Origin of the sequence: Enterobacter sp. GER_MD16_1505_Eko_090 (genome assembly GCF_003331015.1) — a bacterium.
In the GTDB taxonomy this organism is placed as follows: Bacteria; Pseudomonadota; Gammaproteobacteria; order Enterobacterales; family Enterobacteriaceae; genus Enterobacter; species Enterobacter roggenkampii.
Window position 1 is genome coordinate 17683 of sequence record NZ_PUQF01000006.1, and the last position, 14908, is coordinate 32590.

The following is a 14908-nucleotide window of genomic DNA, read 5'->3' on the forward strand; positions in this document are numbered from 1 at the left end:
CGATCATGACGACACCGGATAAGCAAACCTTTCGCGACGCCATGGCCTGCGTTGGCGCGGCGGTGAATATCATCACCACCGACGGTCCGGCGGGGATGGCAGGCTTCACCGCCAGCGCGGTATGCAGCGTCACAGATTCACCGCCCACCCTGCTGGTGTGCCTGAACCGCGGCGCGTCCGTCTGGCCGACGTTCAGCGAGAACCGCACGCTGTGCGTCAATACCCTCAGCGCCGGACAGGAGCCGCTCTCAAACCTGTTTGGCGGCAAAACGCCAATGGAAGAACGCTTCGCCGCCGCCCGCTGGCAGGCGGGCGACACCGGATGTCCGCGTCTGGAGGATGCGCTGGCCTCGTTTGACTGCCGCATCAGCCAGGTGGTGAGCGTTGGCACCCATGACATTTTGTTCTGCGACATCGTTTCGATTATTCGCCACCCGGCGCCGCAAGGGCTGGTGTGGTTTGACCGCGGCTACCACGCGCTGATGCGACCCGCCTGTTAAGGCGCTCTAAGGAGACAGACCATGTTCGGATTTCCCCACTGGCAGTTGAAATCGACCTCCACAGAAGCTGGCGTGGTCGCGCCGGATGAACGCCTCCCGCTCGGGCAGACGATGGTGATGGGCGTCCAGCACGCGGTCGCCATGTTTGGCGCCACGGTGCTAATGCCGATGCTGATGGGACTCGATCCCAACCTCTCGATTCTGATGTCCGGTATCGGCACCCTGCTGTTCTTTTTTGTCACCGGCGGGCGCGTGCCCAGCTATCTCGGCTCCAGCGCCGCCTTTGTCGGGGTGGTCATCGCCACCACCGGGTTTAACGGCCAGGGAATCAACCCCAACCTGAGCGTGGCCCTCGGCGGCATCATCGCCTGCGGTCTGGTGTATACCCTGATTGGTCTGGTGGTGATGAAGATCGGCACGCGCTGGATCGAACGCATGATGCCCCCCGTCGTCACCGGCGCGGTAGTAATGGCGATCGGTCTGAACCTTGCGCCGATTGCGGTGAAAAGCGTCTCCGGCTCGCCCTTTGAAAGCTGGATGGCCGTCGTGACCGTGCAGTGCATCGGTCTGGTGGCGGTCTTTACGCGGGGCATGATCCAGCGGCTGCTGATCCTGGTCGGGTTGATTGTCGCCTGTCTGGTATATGCCCTGCTGGCAAACGTTTTTGGTCTCGGCAAGCCGGTTGATTTTACCCTGCTGCATCAGGCCGCCTGGTTCGGCCTGCCGCAGATCACCTCCCCCACCTTTAACACCCAGGCGATGATGCTCATCGCCCCCGTCGCCGTTATCCTGGTGGCGGAAAACCTGGGTCACCTGAAGGCGGTCGCGGGGATGACCGGACGCAGCATGGACCCGTACATGGGCCGCGCGTTCGTCGGCGACGGGCTGGCGACCATGCTCTCCGGTTCCGTGGGCGGCAGCGGCGTTACCACCTATGCCGAGAATATCGGCGTGATGGCGGTGACCAAAGTCTATTCGACGCTGGTCTTCGTGGCGGCGGCGGTGATGGCGATGCTGCTCGGCTTCTCGCCGAAATTCGGCGCGCTGATCCATACCATTCCGTCACCGGTCATCGGCGGGGCATCAATCGTGGTGTTTGGGCTGATCGCCGTGGCCGGGGCGCGCATCTGGGTGCAGCATCGCGTCGACCTTAGTCAGAATGGCAACCTGATTATGGTGGCGGTCACGCTGGTGCTGGGCGCGGGCGATTTTGCCCTGACGCTGGGCGGGTTTACGATCGGCGGGATTGGCACGGCGACCTTCGGCGCGATCCTGCTTAACGCCCTGCTGAGCCGCCGGAAAAGGGATGTGGCACAAGGGGAAGCCATCACCCCGTCCACCTGATATGTGTTTCACTTTCTTGCCGGGTGACGCTACGCTTACCCGGCCTACAGTTGGAATGTAGGCCCGCGCAAGCGTAGCGCCGCCGGGCGAAACGGGCAGCGTGCGCGTTGTTAGCTATCTGCACCTTGTTCAGCACCTACCCCGGCAATCGCCTTACGTCGTTTTTTTAACTTCAACTCGCTCACCAGCACCCCGGCGACAATAAACGCCGCGCCCACCAGGGCCAGCAGCGGCAGACGTTCCCCGGCGAGTCGCCCGAAAATGCCCGCCCAGACCGGCTCGCCGGTGTAGATGACCGTTGCTCGCGTTGGCGATACGCTGCGCTGCGCCCAGTTCATGGTGACCTGGATAATGGCGCTGAAGATACCGAGCCCCAGCGCCACCACGACCAGGCCCGTGGACATCGGCGGCACGGACTCTCCTGCCGGTACCATGGTCGCAAAGGCCACCAGCGAGGCCGTGGCGAGCTGCACCACCGTCACCCGTTTGACGTCGACTTTGCCCGCCCACGCGCTGATCAGAATAATCTCCGCCGCAATGGCAATCGCCCCAATCAGGGTGATGATTTCGCCCTGTCCCAGCGCCAGAAGATTGTTTTCCGGCCCGGCCAGTAAGATCAGGCCGATAAACGCCAGCACGATGCCAATACAGGACATCAGACCCGGCAGCCGCCCCAGGCACAGCCATTGCAGTAGCGGCACCAGCGGCACATACATGGCAGTGATAAACGCGGATTTGCTGCTGGAGATGGTCTGCAATCCCCACGTCTGCAGGCTGTAGCCCATGGCTATCGCCACCCCAATCGCCACGCCCGCCTTAAGCTCTTTCAGCGTCAGACCCCGCAGCGTTTTAAGGGATATTAGCCCCACGGCTAACGCCGCCGTCGCAAAGCGAAGGCCGACAAAGAAGAACGGATCGCTGAGGGTCACCGCGTACTGAACGGCCAGAAACGTCCCGCCCCAAAACATGGTGATGAGAATGAGGATGGCTTCCTGTGGTTTTACGGAGAATTTAAAGCGTGAGACAGACATGCGGCACCAGCAAATGAGAACAATTCTGTAGTGTGCGTTGCCTTTGGTTACAGTTCAATGTTGCAGAAATAAAAAAACCGCCGGGGGAAACCCGGCGGCAGGGAGTCAACCCGGCGAATTACTTATTACCGCCATGGCTGTTTTTCCCCCCTTTCTTGCCAGCCTCAGATGCGCGCTGAGGGTCATTTTTAAAATTCCCCCCGCTATGCTGGCCACCTTTACGGCCTGCTTCTGATGCTCTTTCACGGTCTTCTGCGAAATTACCTGAACCACCACGATGGTTTGCCATCTCTAACCTCCAGAGTGTGAAACATTAGACATCATATTGCATTCAGTAAAAGAGGATTCTTTCACCTCGCGGCTCAAGGACAACGCCTTTATCTGTGCCGCGTGAAACTAAGCTTAGTGGAATGAGGTTATCCGGCAAGCCGAAGGTAATATCCTGCAACATGATCTCAGTCTTTCGGGTGAGATGACGCGGCGGTAATTCATAAGCCTTTCTTATCATTTTAAAAATCCGCACCGGGAAAGTTGTATCATTTTGCTACAAAGCCATTTTTCTCCTCATGTTGTTATAAATCAAATAAATGGCGTTCATTTTTGCAGTCTGGCTGTGATGACATATCTTTAAAAGAGCGCAGCGATCCGCTGTCAGAGAAACCAACGAGGAGTGAAGCAAAATGGCAAAAGTTCTGGTGCTCTATTATTCCATGTATGGACACATTGAAACCATGGCTCACGCGGTAGCAGAAGGTGCAAACAGGGTTGACGGCGTTGAGGTTGTGGTGAAACGCGTACCGGAAACCATGCAGGCGGAAGCCTTCGCGAAAGCCGGGGGAAAAACACAAAACGCCCCGGTCGCCACCCCGCAGGAGCTGGCGGATTATGATGCCATTATCTTCGGCACCCCAACCCGCTTCGGCAATATGTCAGGCCAGATGCGCACCTTCCTCGATCAAACCGGCGGACTTTGGGCATCCGGGGCGCTCTACGGCAAACTCGCCAGCGTATTCAGCTCTACCGGGACCGGCGGCGGTCAGGAGCAGACGATTACCTCAACCTGGACTACCCTTGCTCATCACGGGATGGTGATTGTGCCAATTGGCTACGGCGCGCAGGAGCTGTTTGATATTTCCCAGGTGCGCGGCGGTACGCCGTACGGTGCAACCACCATTGCCGGTGGGGATGGTTCACGCCAGCCAAGCAATGAAGAACTGTCTATCGCCCGCTATCAGGGTGAATACGTCGCGGGTCTGGCCAAAAAACTCAACGGCTAACACCCAACAGGAGGACAACCATGCCAACTCAAGAATCCAAAGCTCACCACGTGGGCGAATGGGCAAGTTTACGCAACACCTCTCCGGAGATTGCCGAAGCTATCTTTGAAGTCGCGAAATACGATGAAAAGCTGGCAGAGCAGATTTGGGAAGAAGGCAACGATGAAGTGCTGGTGCGCGCCTTCGAAAAAACGGACAAAGACTCGCTCTTCTGGGGTGAGCAAACCATCGAACGTAAAAACGTTTAAGTGTTTCCCCCCGCCATTACGCGGGGGGTTCTCTCTTACTTCGCCGCGTTATTCATCACCGCATTGAATTTATCAACAGGACAGAAGCCGTTCGCATCCACCGGGCAGCCCTTCAGCTCCAGCGTCACGCGCTGCGCCGGAGACTGCAGCGACAGCACGCTGGCGTTGCGCAGCTGCTCTGAGCTCTGATAGACATACTCAATTTTCATCAGCTCCTGGTTGGCATTTTTGTCATGCCAGCGCTGGAAGACAATCTTGCCGCCAATCGGGGTGCGCTCCTGCTGGTCGTGCAGCTGGTACGGTTTGAAATCGAGGGCGGTGAGCAGGGAAGCAATGTTCGAATCATGCCCCACCAGCAGGGTGATCTTAGGCGCTTTCGCCTGCTCGGTGACCAGCGTTTTATCGATATACTTCACCAGCGGTTTCGCCACGTTTTGCGCCACCTCGGTAGAGGTAAACAGCGAGTCCTGATAGCCGTTTTTCAGTTTCGACAGCACGCGCCACTGCTGGTCGGTTTTGATTTCGCCCCAGGCCACCTGGTCGGCCGGGAAGCCTTCGTAATACTGCAGCGTGAACGCGTCCACCAGCGAGTTGCCCACCTTCAGCGGCCCGGATACGCCAGGCTCTTTTTCATAGTCGGCGCTGAAGGTATCTTTCGCGTCCGCCAGCGAGCAGACCTTTTTCTCTTTGCAGGACGGCGAGTCGGCGTAGTTGGTCATCTGCTCCAGCAGCTTGTAGCTTTCACTAAGCTGCATTTTCTGCCGCTCGGACTCCATCGCCTTGAGCGCTTTTTCGCGGAATTCCGGCGAGTTATCGGTAATCACCGGATTGAATGTCGGGTCCATGGTGCCCATTTTTTCCTGATGGTGCACGGGCACATCGCAGCCCGGGAACGCGCCGGTAATGAAGAACTGCGCGGTGGCGACGGTGCGCTGCAGGCTGTTGGCGTAAGCATAAACGCTATCCGCCGGTGGACATTCTCCCGTCTTCACCATCCCCTGCTGCGCCAGCCACTCGCGCATGTAGTGCCCCATATACACCTCCAGCACGCCACCTTTGGTGGTGAGCTGGCCGCCCGGCACCTCCCACTCCGGCCACTGCTTCGGCGTGGACTGCTCCAGCACGCTGCCGTTATTGGCCAGCGGCGCGCGCAGATTGTGACGGCTCATGATTAAAACTTGCTCCAGCTGATACCCTTCCGGCGTCTCTTGCGCCTGTACGCCAAACGTTGCTGAAATGGAACCGGCGACTGCCAGCGCGAGTAGTGCTTTTCTCATCCCTAATTCCTCACTCGTTTTAAAATGTCGCGTTCAGTGTGACAGGTTCGTCACAATTTTCCGGGAAGCATTTCTCAAACTGATGATTAACGTGCTTACGGAGTGTGCCAATTAGTTTTATAATAAAACCACACCCCACCGGAGAATTCGCTGTGAAACGTACCCGCCTTGAAGAGAGCACCTGCCCCGTTGCCCGTTCGCTGGATATCATCGGCGACTGGTGGTCGCTGCTGATCGTTCGAGACGCGCTTCGCGGTATTAAACGCTTCGGCGAGTTTCAGAAAAGCCTCGGTATCGCGAAAAACATGCTGACCACGCGGCTCAAGCTGCTGGTGGACGAAGGCATCCTCCGGCTTCAGCCCGCCTCCGACGGCAGCGCCTGGCAGGAATATGTCCTGACCGACAAGGGACGCGCCCTGCAAACCGTGCTGGTTGCCTTGTCCCAGTGGGGCAATGAATTTTTGTTCGCGGAAAACGAATGCGGCACCGTTCTCGTCGATAGCGAACAGCGCAAACCGCTGCGAAAACTGATGCTTATCGCCGATGACGGGCGCGAACTGACGCCTGAAGAGATCGTGGCCAAACTCCCCTCCTGAGCCCACCCGCCAGGCAAAAGCAAAAAAATCTCGCCAATGTGGTTGCATTATAAAACCAAATGACAGAGAGTTAATTCAGTTTCATATTGAAACCAAATAACCCACTTTGCCTGAGGTAATGCATTATGACTACGCAAATCACCACCGCCCTGATCACGGGTGCCTCTTCCGGGATCGGTGCCGTCTATGCCGATCGCCTTGCCGCGCGCGGTGCCAACCTGGTCCTGGTCGCCCGCCGCGAGGATCGCCTGAAAACCCTCGCCGCCGACCTGCGCGCGCGCTACGGCGTGGCCGTCGATATTCTGGTGGCCGATCTCACCGATGAAGCCGGGATCCGCGCGGTGGAAGAGGAACTGCGCAGCAATACCGCCATTGATACGCTGGTTAACAACGCGGGCACCGCGCAGATGGCGCCGTTCCTCGCGGGCGAGGTGGCGCAGCATCAGGCCATCAATACCCTCAACACCACGGCGCTGATGCGGCTGACCTACGCCATTCTCCCGCGACTGGCGCGGAACAATCGCGGCACGCTGATCAATATCGCCTCGGTGTTATCGCTCCATGTCCGTGCGGGCAGCGCGCTCTACAGCGCCACCAAGGCCTGGGTACTGAGCTTTACCCGCGGACTGCAGGAAGAATTTGCCGACAGCAGCGTGCGCATTCAGGCCGTGCTGCCCGCCGCGACCGCGACGGAGATCTGGAGCCATTCTGGCGTCACGGTGGACGATCTGCCGGAAGGATCGGTGATGACCACCGACGATATGGTGGATGCGTCACTGGCGGGTCTGGATCAGGGCGAACCGATCACCATCCCGCCGATGCATGACGTCAGCCTGTGGGACCGCTACGAAGCGGCACGTCTCGAGCTGTTTAACAGCGCGCGCACCGGCATCCCGGCTCCGCGCTACGTAAAGCAGTAGCCTAACGCTCCAGCTGGTCGCCGTACTCGCTCATCCAGGCGGCCAGCGGAGAGAGTGCATCCTGCAGGGTTAACCCCAGCCCGGTAATCTGATACTCCACGCGCGGCGGGATCTCCGGGTAGACCGTCCGCGTCACCAGCCCGCGCTGTTCAAACAGGCGCAGCTGCTTCGTCAGCTCTTTCTGGGTGATGGGTGCAGCCGCCCGCAGCAAATCGCCAAAGCGGACAGGCGTGTTAATCACAATAAGACGATAAAGGATCGGGATTGCCCATTTGCCGGAAATCAGGTTTACAAACTGCGTCATCGGGCAGGTATAGGCCTCAGATTTTTTTTCACAGCACTCACCCAGCATTTCTGCCATAGCACACCTCTTGCCTCGTTAGTATCCATTTGGTACCTGGTTTCCTTTCTATACTAACGTTTCTATAGTGCTTTCTCCAGTGACATTTCAGGAGAAGAACATGGGTCGTTTAACCGATAAGTATACGTTGATTACCGGCGGCACCAGCGGCATCGGTCTTGCCACCGCGCAGGCGTTTATCGCCGAAGGGGCGCGCGTCGCCGTGACCGGACGCAACCCGGACACCCTCGCTGAAGCTGAGCGCATTCTGGGCGATAAGGCCTGGGTGATCCCGACCGATGCGGGCGATATCACCTCGCAAAAAGCGCTGGCGGAAACCCTCGCCGCCCGCTGGCCGCGCCTGGACGCGGTGTTTCTCAACGCCGGCGACGTGACGCACGCGCCGCTGGAAGCCTGGCAGGAAGAGGCCTGGGACCGTCTGATGAACATCAACCTGAAGGGGCCGTTCTTTTTAATCCAGGCGCTGCTGCCGCTGCTGAATAACCCGTCCTCGATAATCCTCTGCGGCTCCGTGAGCGCGCGCATCGGCCTGCCCACCAGCAGCGTGTATGCCGCGAGCAAGGCCGCCCTGCTGTCGCTGGCGCGCACGCTGTCGGCAGAGCTGCTGCCGCGCGGGATCCGCGTCAACGGCCTGAGCCCCGGTCCGGTGGAGACCCCGGCGTTTACGAAAACGGGCTTAAGCGACGAGGCGCTTAACGCGATGATGGCGGAAATCATCAAGCTGGTGCCGCTCGGCAGAATGGGCTCGACGACGGAGCTGGCAAAAGCCGCGCTCTATCTGGCCTCCGACGAGTCGAGCTACACGGTGGGAACGGAGCTGCTGGTGGACGGCGGAATGGGAAGTCTGTAATTCACAAGGCGCTGATGCCGGTGACCGCGCCGACATACAGCGCCGCCCACGCGCAGGCGGAAAGCAGGCTGACGGCGTAGACTTTGACGGCGTTAAGCCTGAGCATCCCCGCCGCCAGCGGCACGACATAGCGCAACACCGCCAGAAAGCGCGACGTAAACAGGGCGATGACGCCGTTCTTTTGTAGCTGATGCTGGACCCGTAAAAATGTAGCGGCATGCTTTGACGTGAAGCGCGTGACCAGCCGGGTGTGCCCCATCAGCTGGCCGATATGGTAATTCAGCATCGAACCTGCCGTCGCCCCCATCACCACGGCCAGCCACGCCAGCGCCGGGTGCATGTTCCCCTGGCTGACGGTAATGCCCGCCAGCAGCATCACCGAGGCGGGCGGCAGCACGGAGGAGATCAGCACCGTGGACTTGCTCAGCGCCATCACAAATAACAGCGCGAACAGATGTGCCGGATACAGCGCAAAATGATTCAGCAGATTATCAAGCCACGCCATTTTCTCTCCTCCGTTAATTATTTAATCCTCCATTTAAAATGAATAACCTTAAATAAACCCTCAACATTTTATTAATAAGATTTATCTAAACCGTTCTTAAACATTATTTAATTTTCTGAGCGCTAAATTTAAACCGGCGTATTATCCCTCTCGTTTTACAACGATCTCGTTATGGCGAGGCTCCTGTACAAATACACGTTATCGCTCTGGTAGGTTCGAGAGAACCGGCACAGGGTAAAACAGGCACTGTCGAATCAAGGCTTTGTCAGTATAACTTCCCTTGCGGGATACGGTGTACAGTGCTGAACCCAGGACGTGGGGATCTCCTCTTCGACATGCCCTGTCTTGCTCGCCCCTGAGAGATGTTATTATTCAAAGGGAATTCACTATGTCTTACGCTATTCACAACCAAAACCTGGCATTCAATGACAGCGCGGTCGCGCAATATATGAATACCGATTTTATCGTCCTCGATATTGCATTATGCGTGGCGCTGGCGCGCGAGCAATTCTTCAAAAAATTAAAAGACGATGATATTCCGTCGCATATTTTTATTGAAGACAATGGCCGCCTTGCGGGGATGGTTGCCGTGCGCAAACTGCTACAGACCACAGATACCGTACAGCCAATTAAAAGCCTGATGATTTCGCAGTTTTTGCAGGTCAAACCGGAGGATGAACGTGCCGATGTTGCCGGACTGCTGGCGCACGGCGACGCAGATGTCGTGCCCGTGGTGACCCACGGCAAACTCGTCGGCTGCCTGACCGAGCGCGAAATCGCCCATCTGCTGGAAGATGACGTCACCGAAGATGCCCAGCTTCAGGGGGCGACGCTGCCGCTGGAGAAGCCCTATCTGGAAACCAGCGCCTTCAGCCTGTGGAAGAAACGCTCCGTCTGGCTGCTGCTGCTGTTTGTCGCCGAAGCCTACACCAGCTCGGTCATCCAGCATTTTGAAGAGGCGCTGGAGTCCGCCATCGCGCTGGCATTCTTTATTCCGCTGCTGATCGGCACGGGCGGCAACAGCGGGACGCAGATCACCTCCACGCTGGTGCGCGCCATGGCGCTGGGTGAAGTTCATCTGCGCGACGTGGGCCGCGTACTGCGCAAAGAGATGACCACCTCGCTGATGATTGCCGTGACGCTCGGCATTGCCGGGTGTATCCGCGCCTGGATGATGGGGATCGGGCTGGAGATTACGCTCATCGTCAGCCTGACGCTGGTGTGCATTACGCTCTGGAGCGCGATTGTCTCGTCCGTCATTCCGATGGTGCTCAAGCGCTGCGGCATTGACCCGGCGGTCGTCTCCGCGCCGTTTATCGCGACGCTGATCGACGGTACCGGGCTGATTATCTACTTTAAGATCGCGCAATATACGCTGGGGCTGGAGTGATGTGATTCCTTGCCGGGTGGCGCTGCCGCTTACCCGGCCTACCCATCCCGTAGGCCCGTGCAAGCGCAGCGCCGCCGGGCAACAATCAGATAGCACCAAGCGCTCTCACCGCCTGCCCAAATGCCTCAATCGCCAGGGCAACATCCTCAGCCATCACCGATTCCGCCGGATGGTGGCTTATCCCGCCCTTACAGCGCACAAACAGCATCCCCACCGGCCAGCGTTCCGCCAGGGCGATGGTGTCATGCCCGGCGCCGCTGGGCAGAGATAACGAGCGCCCCTGCACCGATTCAACCGCGTCGCCCAGCAGGCGCTGCAAACGCGCATCGCACGGCGTGGCGGCGATCCGGTAAAACTCCTCGGCGCTGAAGCTCAGCCCGCGACGGGCGGCGATCGCCTGCGCCTGCGCCAGCAGTTCAGCGAGCAGCGCGTCCAGCGGGGCATCCTGCGGGCCGCGAATATCCAGCGAGAGCGCAACCTCGCCGGGGATGACGTTGACCGCGCCGGGCAGGCAGCGCAGTTCCCCGACCGTTGCCACCCGGTTGCCGCCCTGCTGCCGGGTGGTGTTTTCAATCAGCACCATCCACTCGGCGGCGGCGGCCAGAGCATCCTTACGATGGTTCATCGGCACGGTACCGGCGTGCCCGGCCTCGCCGGTGAAGCGGCAGTTGAGGCGGCGCGCGCCGTTGATGGCTTCCACCACGCCCAGCGCCAGCCCTTCCTGCTCCAGACACGGTCCCTGTTCGATATGCAGTTCCAGACAGGCGCTGAAATCCTCCTGATGGCGTGCCGCGAGCGCCACGCGAGTGGGATCGAGCCCCGCCTGCACCATCGCCTGCGCCACGCTGATGCCCTGGGCATCGCACGTCTCCAGCCAGCCCTGCGGCCAGGTTCCCGTCAGACCACGGCTGCCCAGCAGGGTGATACCAAAACGGGTGCCCTCTTCGTCGCCAAAGCCGACAATCTCGATGGACTGCGCCAGATGCCGCCCCTGCTTGTGCAGGTTGTCCACCACTTCGATGGCGGTGAGCACCCCGAGCATGCCGTCGTAGCGCCCGGCGTTGCGTACGGTGTCCAGATGCGAGCCGAGCAGCACCGCCTGCGCCCCCTCCTGCGCGCCCTCGTAGCGTCCACAGATATTGCCCACGCTGTCCTGCCAGACGGTCATGCCCGCCTGGCGCATCCACTCCCCAACCAGCTGGTTGGCCTGGAGATGCTGCGTGGAGAGATAGACCCGCGTCAGGCCGTCCGGGGTTTCGCTGATGGCGGCCAGCGCGTCGGCGCGCGCCATCACCCGCTCTGCCGCCGGGCTCATTGCGGCGTCTCGCGACGATAGTGGTCCCACGCGGCCTGCATGGCGGCCCCCTGCGTGGTGGTGAACTTCAGGTAGTTCAGCACCGACTCCAGCGCGCTCAGGGTAGTCATCACGCAGTCCTTGCGCGCGTTGTAGCCCATGGTGCCAATGCGCCACACTTTGCCGTGCAGCGGGCCAAACGAGGTACCGATCTCAATCCCGAAATCCTCCAGCATCAGCTTACGCACCTGGTCGCCGTTGATCCCCTGCGGGATGACCACGCCCAGCACGTTGTTCATCTTGTGCTTCAGGTCGCCGAAGGTCTCCAGCCCCATCGCCTGAATGCCCTTCAGCAGCGCATCGCCGTGCAGCCTGTGGCGGGCGATGCCGTTATCCAGCCCCTCCTGCAGGATCAGCCGCGCGCATTCGCGAGCGCCAAACAGCGCGGTGGTCGCTTCGGTGTGGTGGTTCAGCCGCTCCGGCCCCCAGTAGTCCATCACCATGCCGAGATCGAAGTAGTTGGAGTAGATCATCTCCTCGTCGCCGTCGCGGTGGGCGTCGGTGCGAATGCCCTCCTCCACGCACTTGCGGCGGCGGATTGCCTCTTCCATCCGCGCGCTCAGAGTGATCGGCGACGTGCCGGACGGGCCGCCGAGGCACTTCTGCATCCCGGCCGAGACGGCATCCAGCCCCCAGGCGTCGGTCTCCAGCGCGTTACCGCCGAGCGACGCGGTGGCATCGGTGTAAAACAGCACGTCGTAGCGACGGCAGATCGCGCCAAGCTCGGCGAGCGGCTGCAGCATGGTGGTGGAGGTGTCGCCCTGCACGGTCAGCAGCAGGCGCGGACGAATACGCTTAATCGCATCCTCCACCTGGTCCGGGGTAAACACCTCGCCCCACGGTACTTCGATGGTGTGCACCTCCGCGCGGCAGCGGCGGGCAATTTCGCACAGCAGGTGACCAAAGCGGCCAAAGACCGGCACCAGCACCTTATCTCCCGGGCGAATGGCGGAGACCAGAATGGCTTCAATTCCCGCGCGGGAGGTGCCGTCCACCAGCATCGTCCAGCGGTTCTCGGTGCGAAACACGCCGCGATAGAGCGCCATCACCTCGTTCATGTAGTGGGTCATGGCCGGATCGTACTGGCCGATCAGCTGGCTCGACATAGCGCGCAGCACGCGCGGGTCGGCGTTGATCGGCCCCGGCCCCATCAGCAGGCGCTGGGGCGGGTTGATTTGCGGAAAGTGTGCGATATCCATTATTCAGTCCTTATCAGTTGAGACCGCGCACGGAGGAGATGAACTGCTTCAGTTCCGTGGTCTGCGGGTTGGCGAACAGCGTTTTGCTGTCGCCCTGCTCCCAGACTTTCCCCTGGTGCATAAACACCACGCGGTCGCCCACTTCGCGGGCAAAATTCATTTCATGGGTAACCAGTATGAGCGTCATCCCCTCGGCCGCCAGCTGCTCCAGCACCTTGAGCACTTCGCCCACCAGCTCCGGGTCGAGCGCGGAGGTGATCTCGTCGCAGAGTAACACTTTCGGCGACATCGCCAGCGCGCGGGCAATGGCCACGCGCTGCTGCTGGCCGCCGGAGAGGCTCGACGGGTAGTAATCCAGACGGTCGCCGAGGCCAACCTTCTCCAGCATCTGCTGCGCCAGCGCCCGGCATTCGGCGGCGCTTTTCTTCAGCACCCGACGCGGGGCGAGCATCACGTTCTCCAGCGCCGTCATGTGCGGGAACAGGTTAAAGCTCTGGAACACCATCCCCACCGAGCGGCTGATTTCACGCGCCTGAGAATCCCGGTCGGTAATGGTCATGCCGCCCAGCTTGATGCTGCCGTCCTGATAGCCTTCCAGGCCGTTGATGCAGCGCAGGAGCGTGCTTTTGCCCGATCCGCTGCGCCCGATGATGGAGATCACCTGGCCCATGTCGATATCCAGATCGACGCCCTTGAGCACGTGGTTATCGCCGTAGTACTTCTGCACCTGATTAATGGTGATGAGAGGCATTGAATTTCGTCTCCAGATAGCGGCTGTAGCGCGACAGCGGATAACACAGAATAAAGTAGCCCAGCGCCACCAGCGCAAAGACCTTAAACGGCTGATAGGTCACGTTGGTCAGCATGGTCCCGGCCTTGGTCAGCTCGACAAAGCCGATAATCGATGCCAGCGCGGTCCCCTTGATCACCTGCACGGCAAAGCCGACCGTCGGCGCAATGCCGATGCGCAGCGCCTGCGGAGCGACCACGCGAAACAGGGTCTGGCCAAAGGTCAGCCCCAGACAGCGCGACGCTTCCCACTGCCCCTTCGGCAGCGCGCGAATGCTGCCATACCAGATATCGAGCAGAAACGCGCTGGTGTAAAACGTCAGCGCCAGCGAGGCGGCGGTCCACGGCGAGACGTCGATGCCGAACAACGCCACGCCGAAGAAGGCCAGGAACAGCTGCATCAGCAGCGGCGTGCCCTGAAACAGCTCAATATAGCCGCGGATGATGCGCTTCACCGTGCGTCCGCCCGTCAGGCGCAGCAGCAGGAGCGGCAGCGTTACCACCGCCCCGCCGACAAACGCCACCAGCGACAGCAGCACCGTCCAGCGCCCGGCCAGCAGCAGGTTGCGAATAATGTCCCAGTCGGTAAAGGTGGTCATCATGCCTGCACCCCCAGCCATTTGCGTCCTGCCGCCATCATCAGCTGGCGCAGGGTAATCGACAGCGCCAGGTAAATGCCGGTGGTCACCAGATAAACCTCAAAGCTTAAAAACGTTCTGGACTGGATCAGGTTGGCGGCGAAGGTCAGCTCTTCATACGAGACCTGCGACACCACCGACGAGCCGAGCATCACGATGATGCACTGGCTCACCAGCGCCGGGTAAATGCGCTGCAGCGCGGGCGGCAGCACCACGCGGATAAAGGTCTGCAGCCGGGTCAGCCCCAGCACGCGCCCGGCCTCCCACTGCCCTTTCGGCGTGACCTGGATGCCGGCGCGGATAATCTCGGTGCTGTAGGCGCCCAGGTTCACCACCATGGCCAGCAGCGCCGCTTCCCCCGCCGTCATCTTCAGGCCCAGATTCGGCAGGCCGAAGACGATGAAAAACAGCTGCACCACAAACGGCGTGTTGCGGATGATTTCCACGTATGCGCCCCAGATCCGGCTAAACCAGGTGGTGCGTCCGCTGCGGATCGCTGCCCCGACAATCCCTGTTGCCAGCCCGCCGACGGTTGCCATTACCGTCAGCTGAACGGTGACCCACAATCCCGCCAGCAGCGCCGGCCAGTGCGGCCAGAGGGCTGAAAAATCAAGTTGCTCCGTCATCGG

18 protein-coding genes and 1 riboswitch are annotated in these 14908 nt (G+C 60.1%); of the genes, 8 read left to right on the forward strand and 10 right to left on the reverse strand.

The features are described 5' to 3' along the window. Positions 1 to 5: 5 nt before the first annotated feature. Both rutF and rutG read left to right on the forward strand, forming a co-directional pair. A complete protein-coding gene (gene rutF, locus C6A40_RS08270) occupies positions 6 to 500 on the forward strand; it encodes an NADH-dependent FMN reductase RutF (RefSeq protein ID WP_045334707.1) in 495 nt (164 codons plus the stop codon). A gap of 21 nt (positions 501 to 521) precedes the next feature. Beyond that, positions 522 to 1844 carry a pyrimidine utilization transport protein G gene (rutG, locus tag C6A40_RS08275; RefSeq protein WP_114191260.1) on the forward strand — a complete coding sequence of 441 codons (1323 nt, stop codon included), beginning with the start codon at positions 522 to 524 and terminating at the stop codon, positions 1842 to 1844. A 110-nt stretch (positions 1845 to 1954) separates the two neighbouring features. On the opposite strand, the gene C6A40_RS08280 is transcribed toward rutG, so the two are convergent. Together C6A40_RS08280 and C6A40_RS08285 are read right to left on the reverse strand one after the other, a co-directional pair. Next, positions 1955 to 2875, reverse strand: a complete 921-nt coding sequence (locus C6A40_RS08280; protein WP_045334713.1) for a DMT family transporter — start codon at positions 2873 to 2875, stop codon at positions 1955 to 1957. Between the two features lie 118 nt (positions 2876 to 2993). Further along, positions 2994 to 3164 (reverse strand): general stress protein, encoded by a 171-nt coding sequence (locus C6A40_RS08285; protein WP_013097201.1) that lies wholly within the window; start codon positions 3162 to 3164, stop codon positions 2994 to 2996. Between the two features lie 391 nt (positions 3165 to 3555). Between C6A40_RS08285 and wrbA the strand changes: the two genes are divergently transcribed. Together wrbA and C6A40_RS08295 are read left to right on the forward strand one after the other, a co-directional pair. Beyond that, positions 3556 to 4152 carry an NAD(P)H:quinone oxidoreductase gene (gene wrbA, locus C6A40_RS08290; RefSeq protein WP_008499831.1) on the forward strand — a complete coding sequence of 199 codons (597 nt, stop codon included), beginning with the start codon at positions 3556 to 3558 and terminating at the stop codon, positions 4150 to 4152. Between the two features lie 20 nt (positions 4153 to 4172). After that, positions 4173 to 4400 (forward strand): YccJ family protein, encoded by a 228-nt coding sequence (locus tag C6A40_RS08295; RefSeq protein ID WP_008499832.1) that lies wholly within the window; start codon positions 4173 to 4175, stop codon positions 4398 to 4400. Positions 4401 to 4435: 35 nt separating this feature from the next. On the opposite strand, the gene agp is transcribed toward C6A40_RS08295, so the two are convergent. Then, on the reverse strand, positions 4436 to 5677 hold the full coding sequence (gene agp, locus C6A40_RS08300) for a bifunctional glucose-1-phosphatase/inositol phosphatase (RefSeq protein ID WP_045334716.1): 1242 nt from the start codon (positions 5675 to 5677) through the stop codon (positions 4436 to 4438). Positions 5678 to 5829: 152 nt separating this feature from the next. On the opposite strand from agp, the gene C6A40_RS08305 reads away from it, so the two are divergent. Continuing rightward, the gene (locus C6A40_RS08305) at positions 5830 to 6273 is read left to right on the forward strand and encodes a winged helix-turn-helix transcriptional regulator (RefSeq protein ID WP_008499834.1); all 444 of its coding nucleotides are present in this window, start codon (positions 5830 to 5832) and stop codon (positions 6271 to 6273) included. A gap of 125 nt (positions 6274 to 6398) precedes the next feature. Next, positions 6399 to 7193 (forward strand): SDR family NAD(P)-dependent oxidoreductase, encoded by a 795-nt coding sequence (locus tag C6A40_RS08310; protein WP_023343730.1) that lies wholly within the window; start codon positions 6399 to 6401, stop codon positions 7191 to 7193. Position 7194: 1 nt separating this feature from the next. On the opposite strand, the gene C6A40_RS08315 is transcribed toward C6A40_RS08310, so the two are convergent. Next, a complete protein-coding gene (locus tag C6A40_RS08315; protein ID WP_008499836.1) occupies positions 7195 to 7554 on the reverse strand; it encodes a winged helix-turn-helix transcriptional regulator in 360 nt (119 codons plus the stop codon). Between the two features lie 100 nt (positions 7555 to 7654). Between C6A40_RS08315 and C6A40_RS08320 the strand changes: the two genes are divergently transcribed. Beyond that, positions 7655 to 8404, forward strand: coding sequence for an SDR family oxidoreductase (locus C6A40_RS08320; RefSeq protein ID WP_021240816.1), 750 nt, complete (start codon positions 7655 to 7657; stop codon positions 8402 to 8404). 1 nt (position 8405) lies between these two features. Here C6A40_RS08320 and C6A40_RS08325 read toward each other — a convergent pair whose 3' ends face one another. Beyond that, positions 8406 to 8909 (reverse strand): DedA family protein, encoded by a 504-nt coding sequence (locus C6A40_RS08325; protein ID WP_045334718.1) that lies wholly within the window; start codon positions 8907 to 8909, stop codon positions 8406 to 8408. Positions 8910 to 9067: 158 nt separating this feature from the next. Then, a riboswitch (M-box (ykoK) riboswitch) is annotated at positions 9068 to 9237 on the forward strand. Positions 9238 to 9297: 60 nt separating this feature from the next. Between C6A40_RS08325 and C6A40_RS08330 the strand changes: the two genes are divergently transcribed. Next, entirely contained in the window at positions 9298 to 10299 is a 1002-nt protein-coding gene (locus C6A40_RS08330; RefSeq protein ID WP_021240818.1) for a magnesium transporter, read from the forward strand. 85 nt (positions 10300 to 10384) lie between these two features. Here C6A40_RS08330 and hpxK read toward each other — a convergent pair whose 3' ends face one another. The 5 genes from hpxK to C6A40_RS08355 are packed head-to-tail and all read right to left on the reverse strand — an operon-like array spanning position 10385 to position 14905. Further along, positions 10385 to 11614, reverse strand: coding sequence for an allantoate amidohydrolase (gene hpxK / locus C6A40_RS08335; RefSeq protein WP_045334719.1), 1230 nt, complete (start codon positions 11612 to 11614; stop codon positions 10385 to 10387). Next, complete coding sequence (locus C6A40_RS08340; protein ID WP_032651243.1) at positions 11611 to 12852, reverse strand: pyridoxal-phosphate-dependent aminotransferase family protein; 1242 nt, start codon at positions 12850 to 12852, stop codon at positions 11611 to 11613. Before C6A40_RS08340 ends, hpxK begins: the two co-directional genes overlap by 4 nt. 13 nt (positions 12853 to 12865) lie before the next feature. After that, a complete protein-coding gene (locus tag C6A40_RS08345) occupies positions 12866 to 13603 on the reverse strand; it encodes an amino acid ABC transporter ATP-binding protein (RefSeq protein WP_023327069.1) in 738 nt (245 codons plus the stop codon). Then, a complete protein-coding gene (locus C6A40_RS08350; protein ID WP_071882588.1) occupies positions 13584 to 14240 on the reverse strand; it encodes an amino acid ABC transporter permease in 657 nt (218 codons plus the stop codon). Before C6A40_RS08350 ends, C6A40_RS08345 begins: the two co-directional genes overlap by 20 nt. After that, positions 14240 to 14905 (reverse strand): amino acid ABC transporter permease, encoded by a 666-nt coding sequence (locus C6A40_RS08355; protein WP_023327067.1) that lies wholly within the window; start codon positions 14903 to 14905, stop codon positions 14240 to 14242. The genes C6A40_RS08350 and C6A40_RS08355 overlap by 1 nt, the downstream gene beginning before the upstream one ends. Positions 14906 to 14908 lie beyond the last annotated feature (3 nt).

Excerpts from the sequence above, each read along its gene's own strand:
- rutF (WP_045334707.1), top strand. The coding sequence starts at position 6 with ATGACGACACCGGATAAGCAAACCTTTCGCGACGCCATGGCCTGCGTT.
- rutG (WP_114191260.1), top strand. The coding sequence starts at position 522 with ATGTTCGGATTTCCCCACTGGCAGTTGAAATCGACCTCCACAGAAGCT.
- C6A40_RS08280 (WP_045334713.1), bottom strand. The coding sequence starts at position 2,875 with ATGTCTGTCTCACGCTTTAAATTCTCCGTAAAACCACAGGAAGCCATC.
- C6A40_RS08285 (WP_013097201.1), bottom strand. The coding sequence starts at position 3,164 with ATGGCAAACCATCGTGGTGGTTCAGGTAATTTCGCAGAAGACCGTGAA.
- wrbA (WP_008499831.1), top strand. The coding sequence starts at position 3,556 with ATGGCAAAAGTTCTGGTGCTCTATTATTCCATGTATGGACACATTGAA.
- C6A40_RS08295 (WP_008499832.1), top strand. The coding sequence starts at position 4,173 with ATGCCAACTCAAGAATCCAAAGCTCACCACGTGGGCGAATGGGCAAGT.
- agp (WP_045334716.1), bottom strand. The coding sequence starts at position 5,677 with ATGAGAAAAGCACTACTCGCGCTGGCAGTCGCCGGTTCCATTTCAGCA.
- C6A40_RS08310 (WP_023343730.1), top strand. The coding sequence starts at position 6,399 with ATGACTACGCAAATCACCACCGCCCTGATCACGGGTGCCTCTTCCGGG.
- C6A40_RS08315 (WP_008499836.1), bottom strand. The coding sequence starts at position 7,554 with ATGGCAGAAATGCTGGGTGAGTGCTGTGAAAAAAAATCTGAGGCCTAT.
- C6A40_RS08320 (WP_021240816.1), top strand. The coding sequence starts at position 7,655 with ATGGGTCGTTTAACCGATAAGTATACGTTGATTACCGGCGGCACCAGC.
- C6A40_RS08325 (WP_045334718.1), bottom strand. The coding sequence starts at position 8,909 with ATGGCGTGGCTTGATAATCTGCTGAATCATTTTGCGCTGTATCCGGCA.
- C6A40_RS08330 (WP_021240818.1), top strand. The coding sequence starts at position 9,298 with ATGTCTTACGCTATTCACAACCAAAACCTGGCATTCAATGACAGCGCG.
- hpxK (WP_045334719.1), bottom strand. The coding sequence starts at position 11,614 with ATGAGCCCGGCGGCAGAGCGGGTGATGGCGCGCGCCGACGCGCTGGCC.
- C6A40_RS08340 (WP_032651243.1), bottom strand. The coding sequence starts at position 12,852 with ATGGATATCGCACACTTTCCGCAAATCAACCCGCCCCAGCGCCTGCTG.
- C6A40_RS08345 (WP_023327069.1), bottom strand. The coding sequence starts at position 13,603 with ATGCCTCTCATCACCATTAATCAGGTGCAGAAGTACTACGGCGATAAC.
- C6A40_RS08350 (WP_071882588.1), bottom strand. The coding sequence starts at position 14,240 with ATGACCACCTTTACCGACTGGGACATTATTCGCAACCTGCTGCTGGCC.
- C6A40_RS08355 (WP_023327067.1), bottom strand. The coding sequence starts at position 14,905 with ATGACGGAGCAACTTGATTTTTCAGCCCTCTGGCCGCACTGGCCGGCG.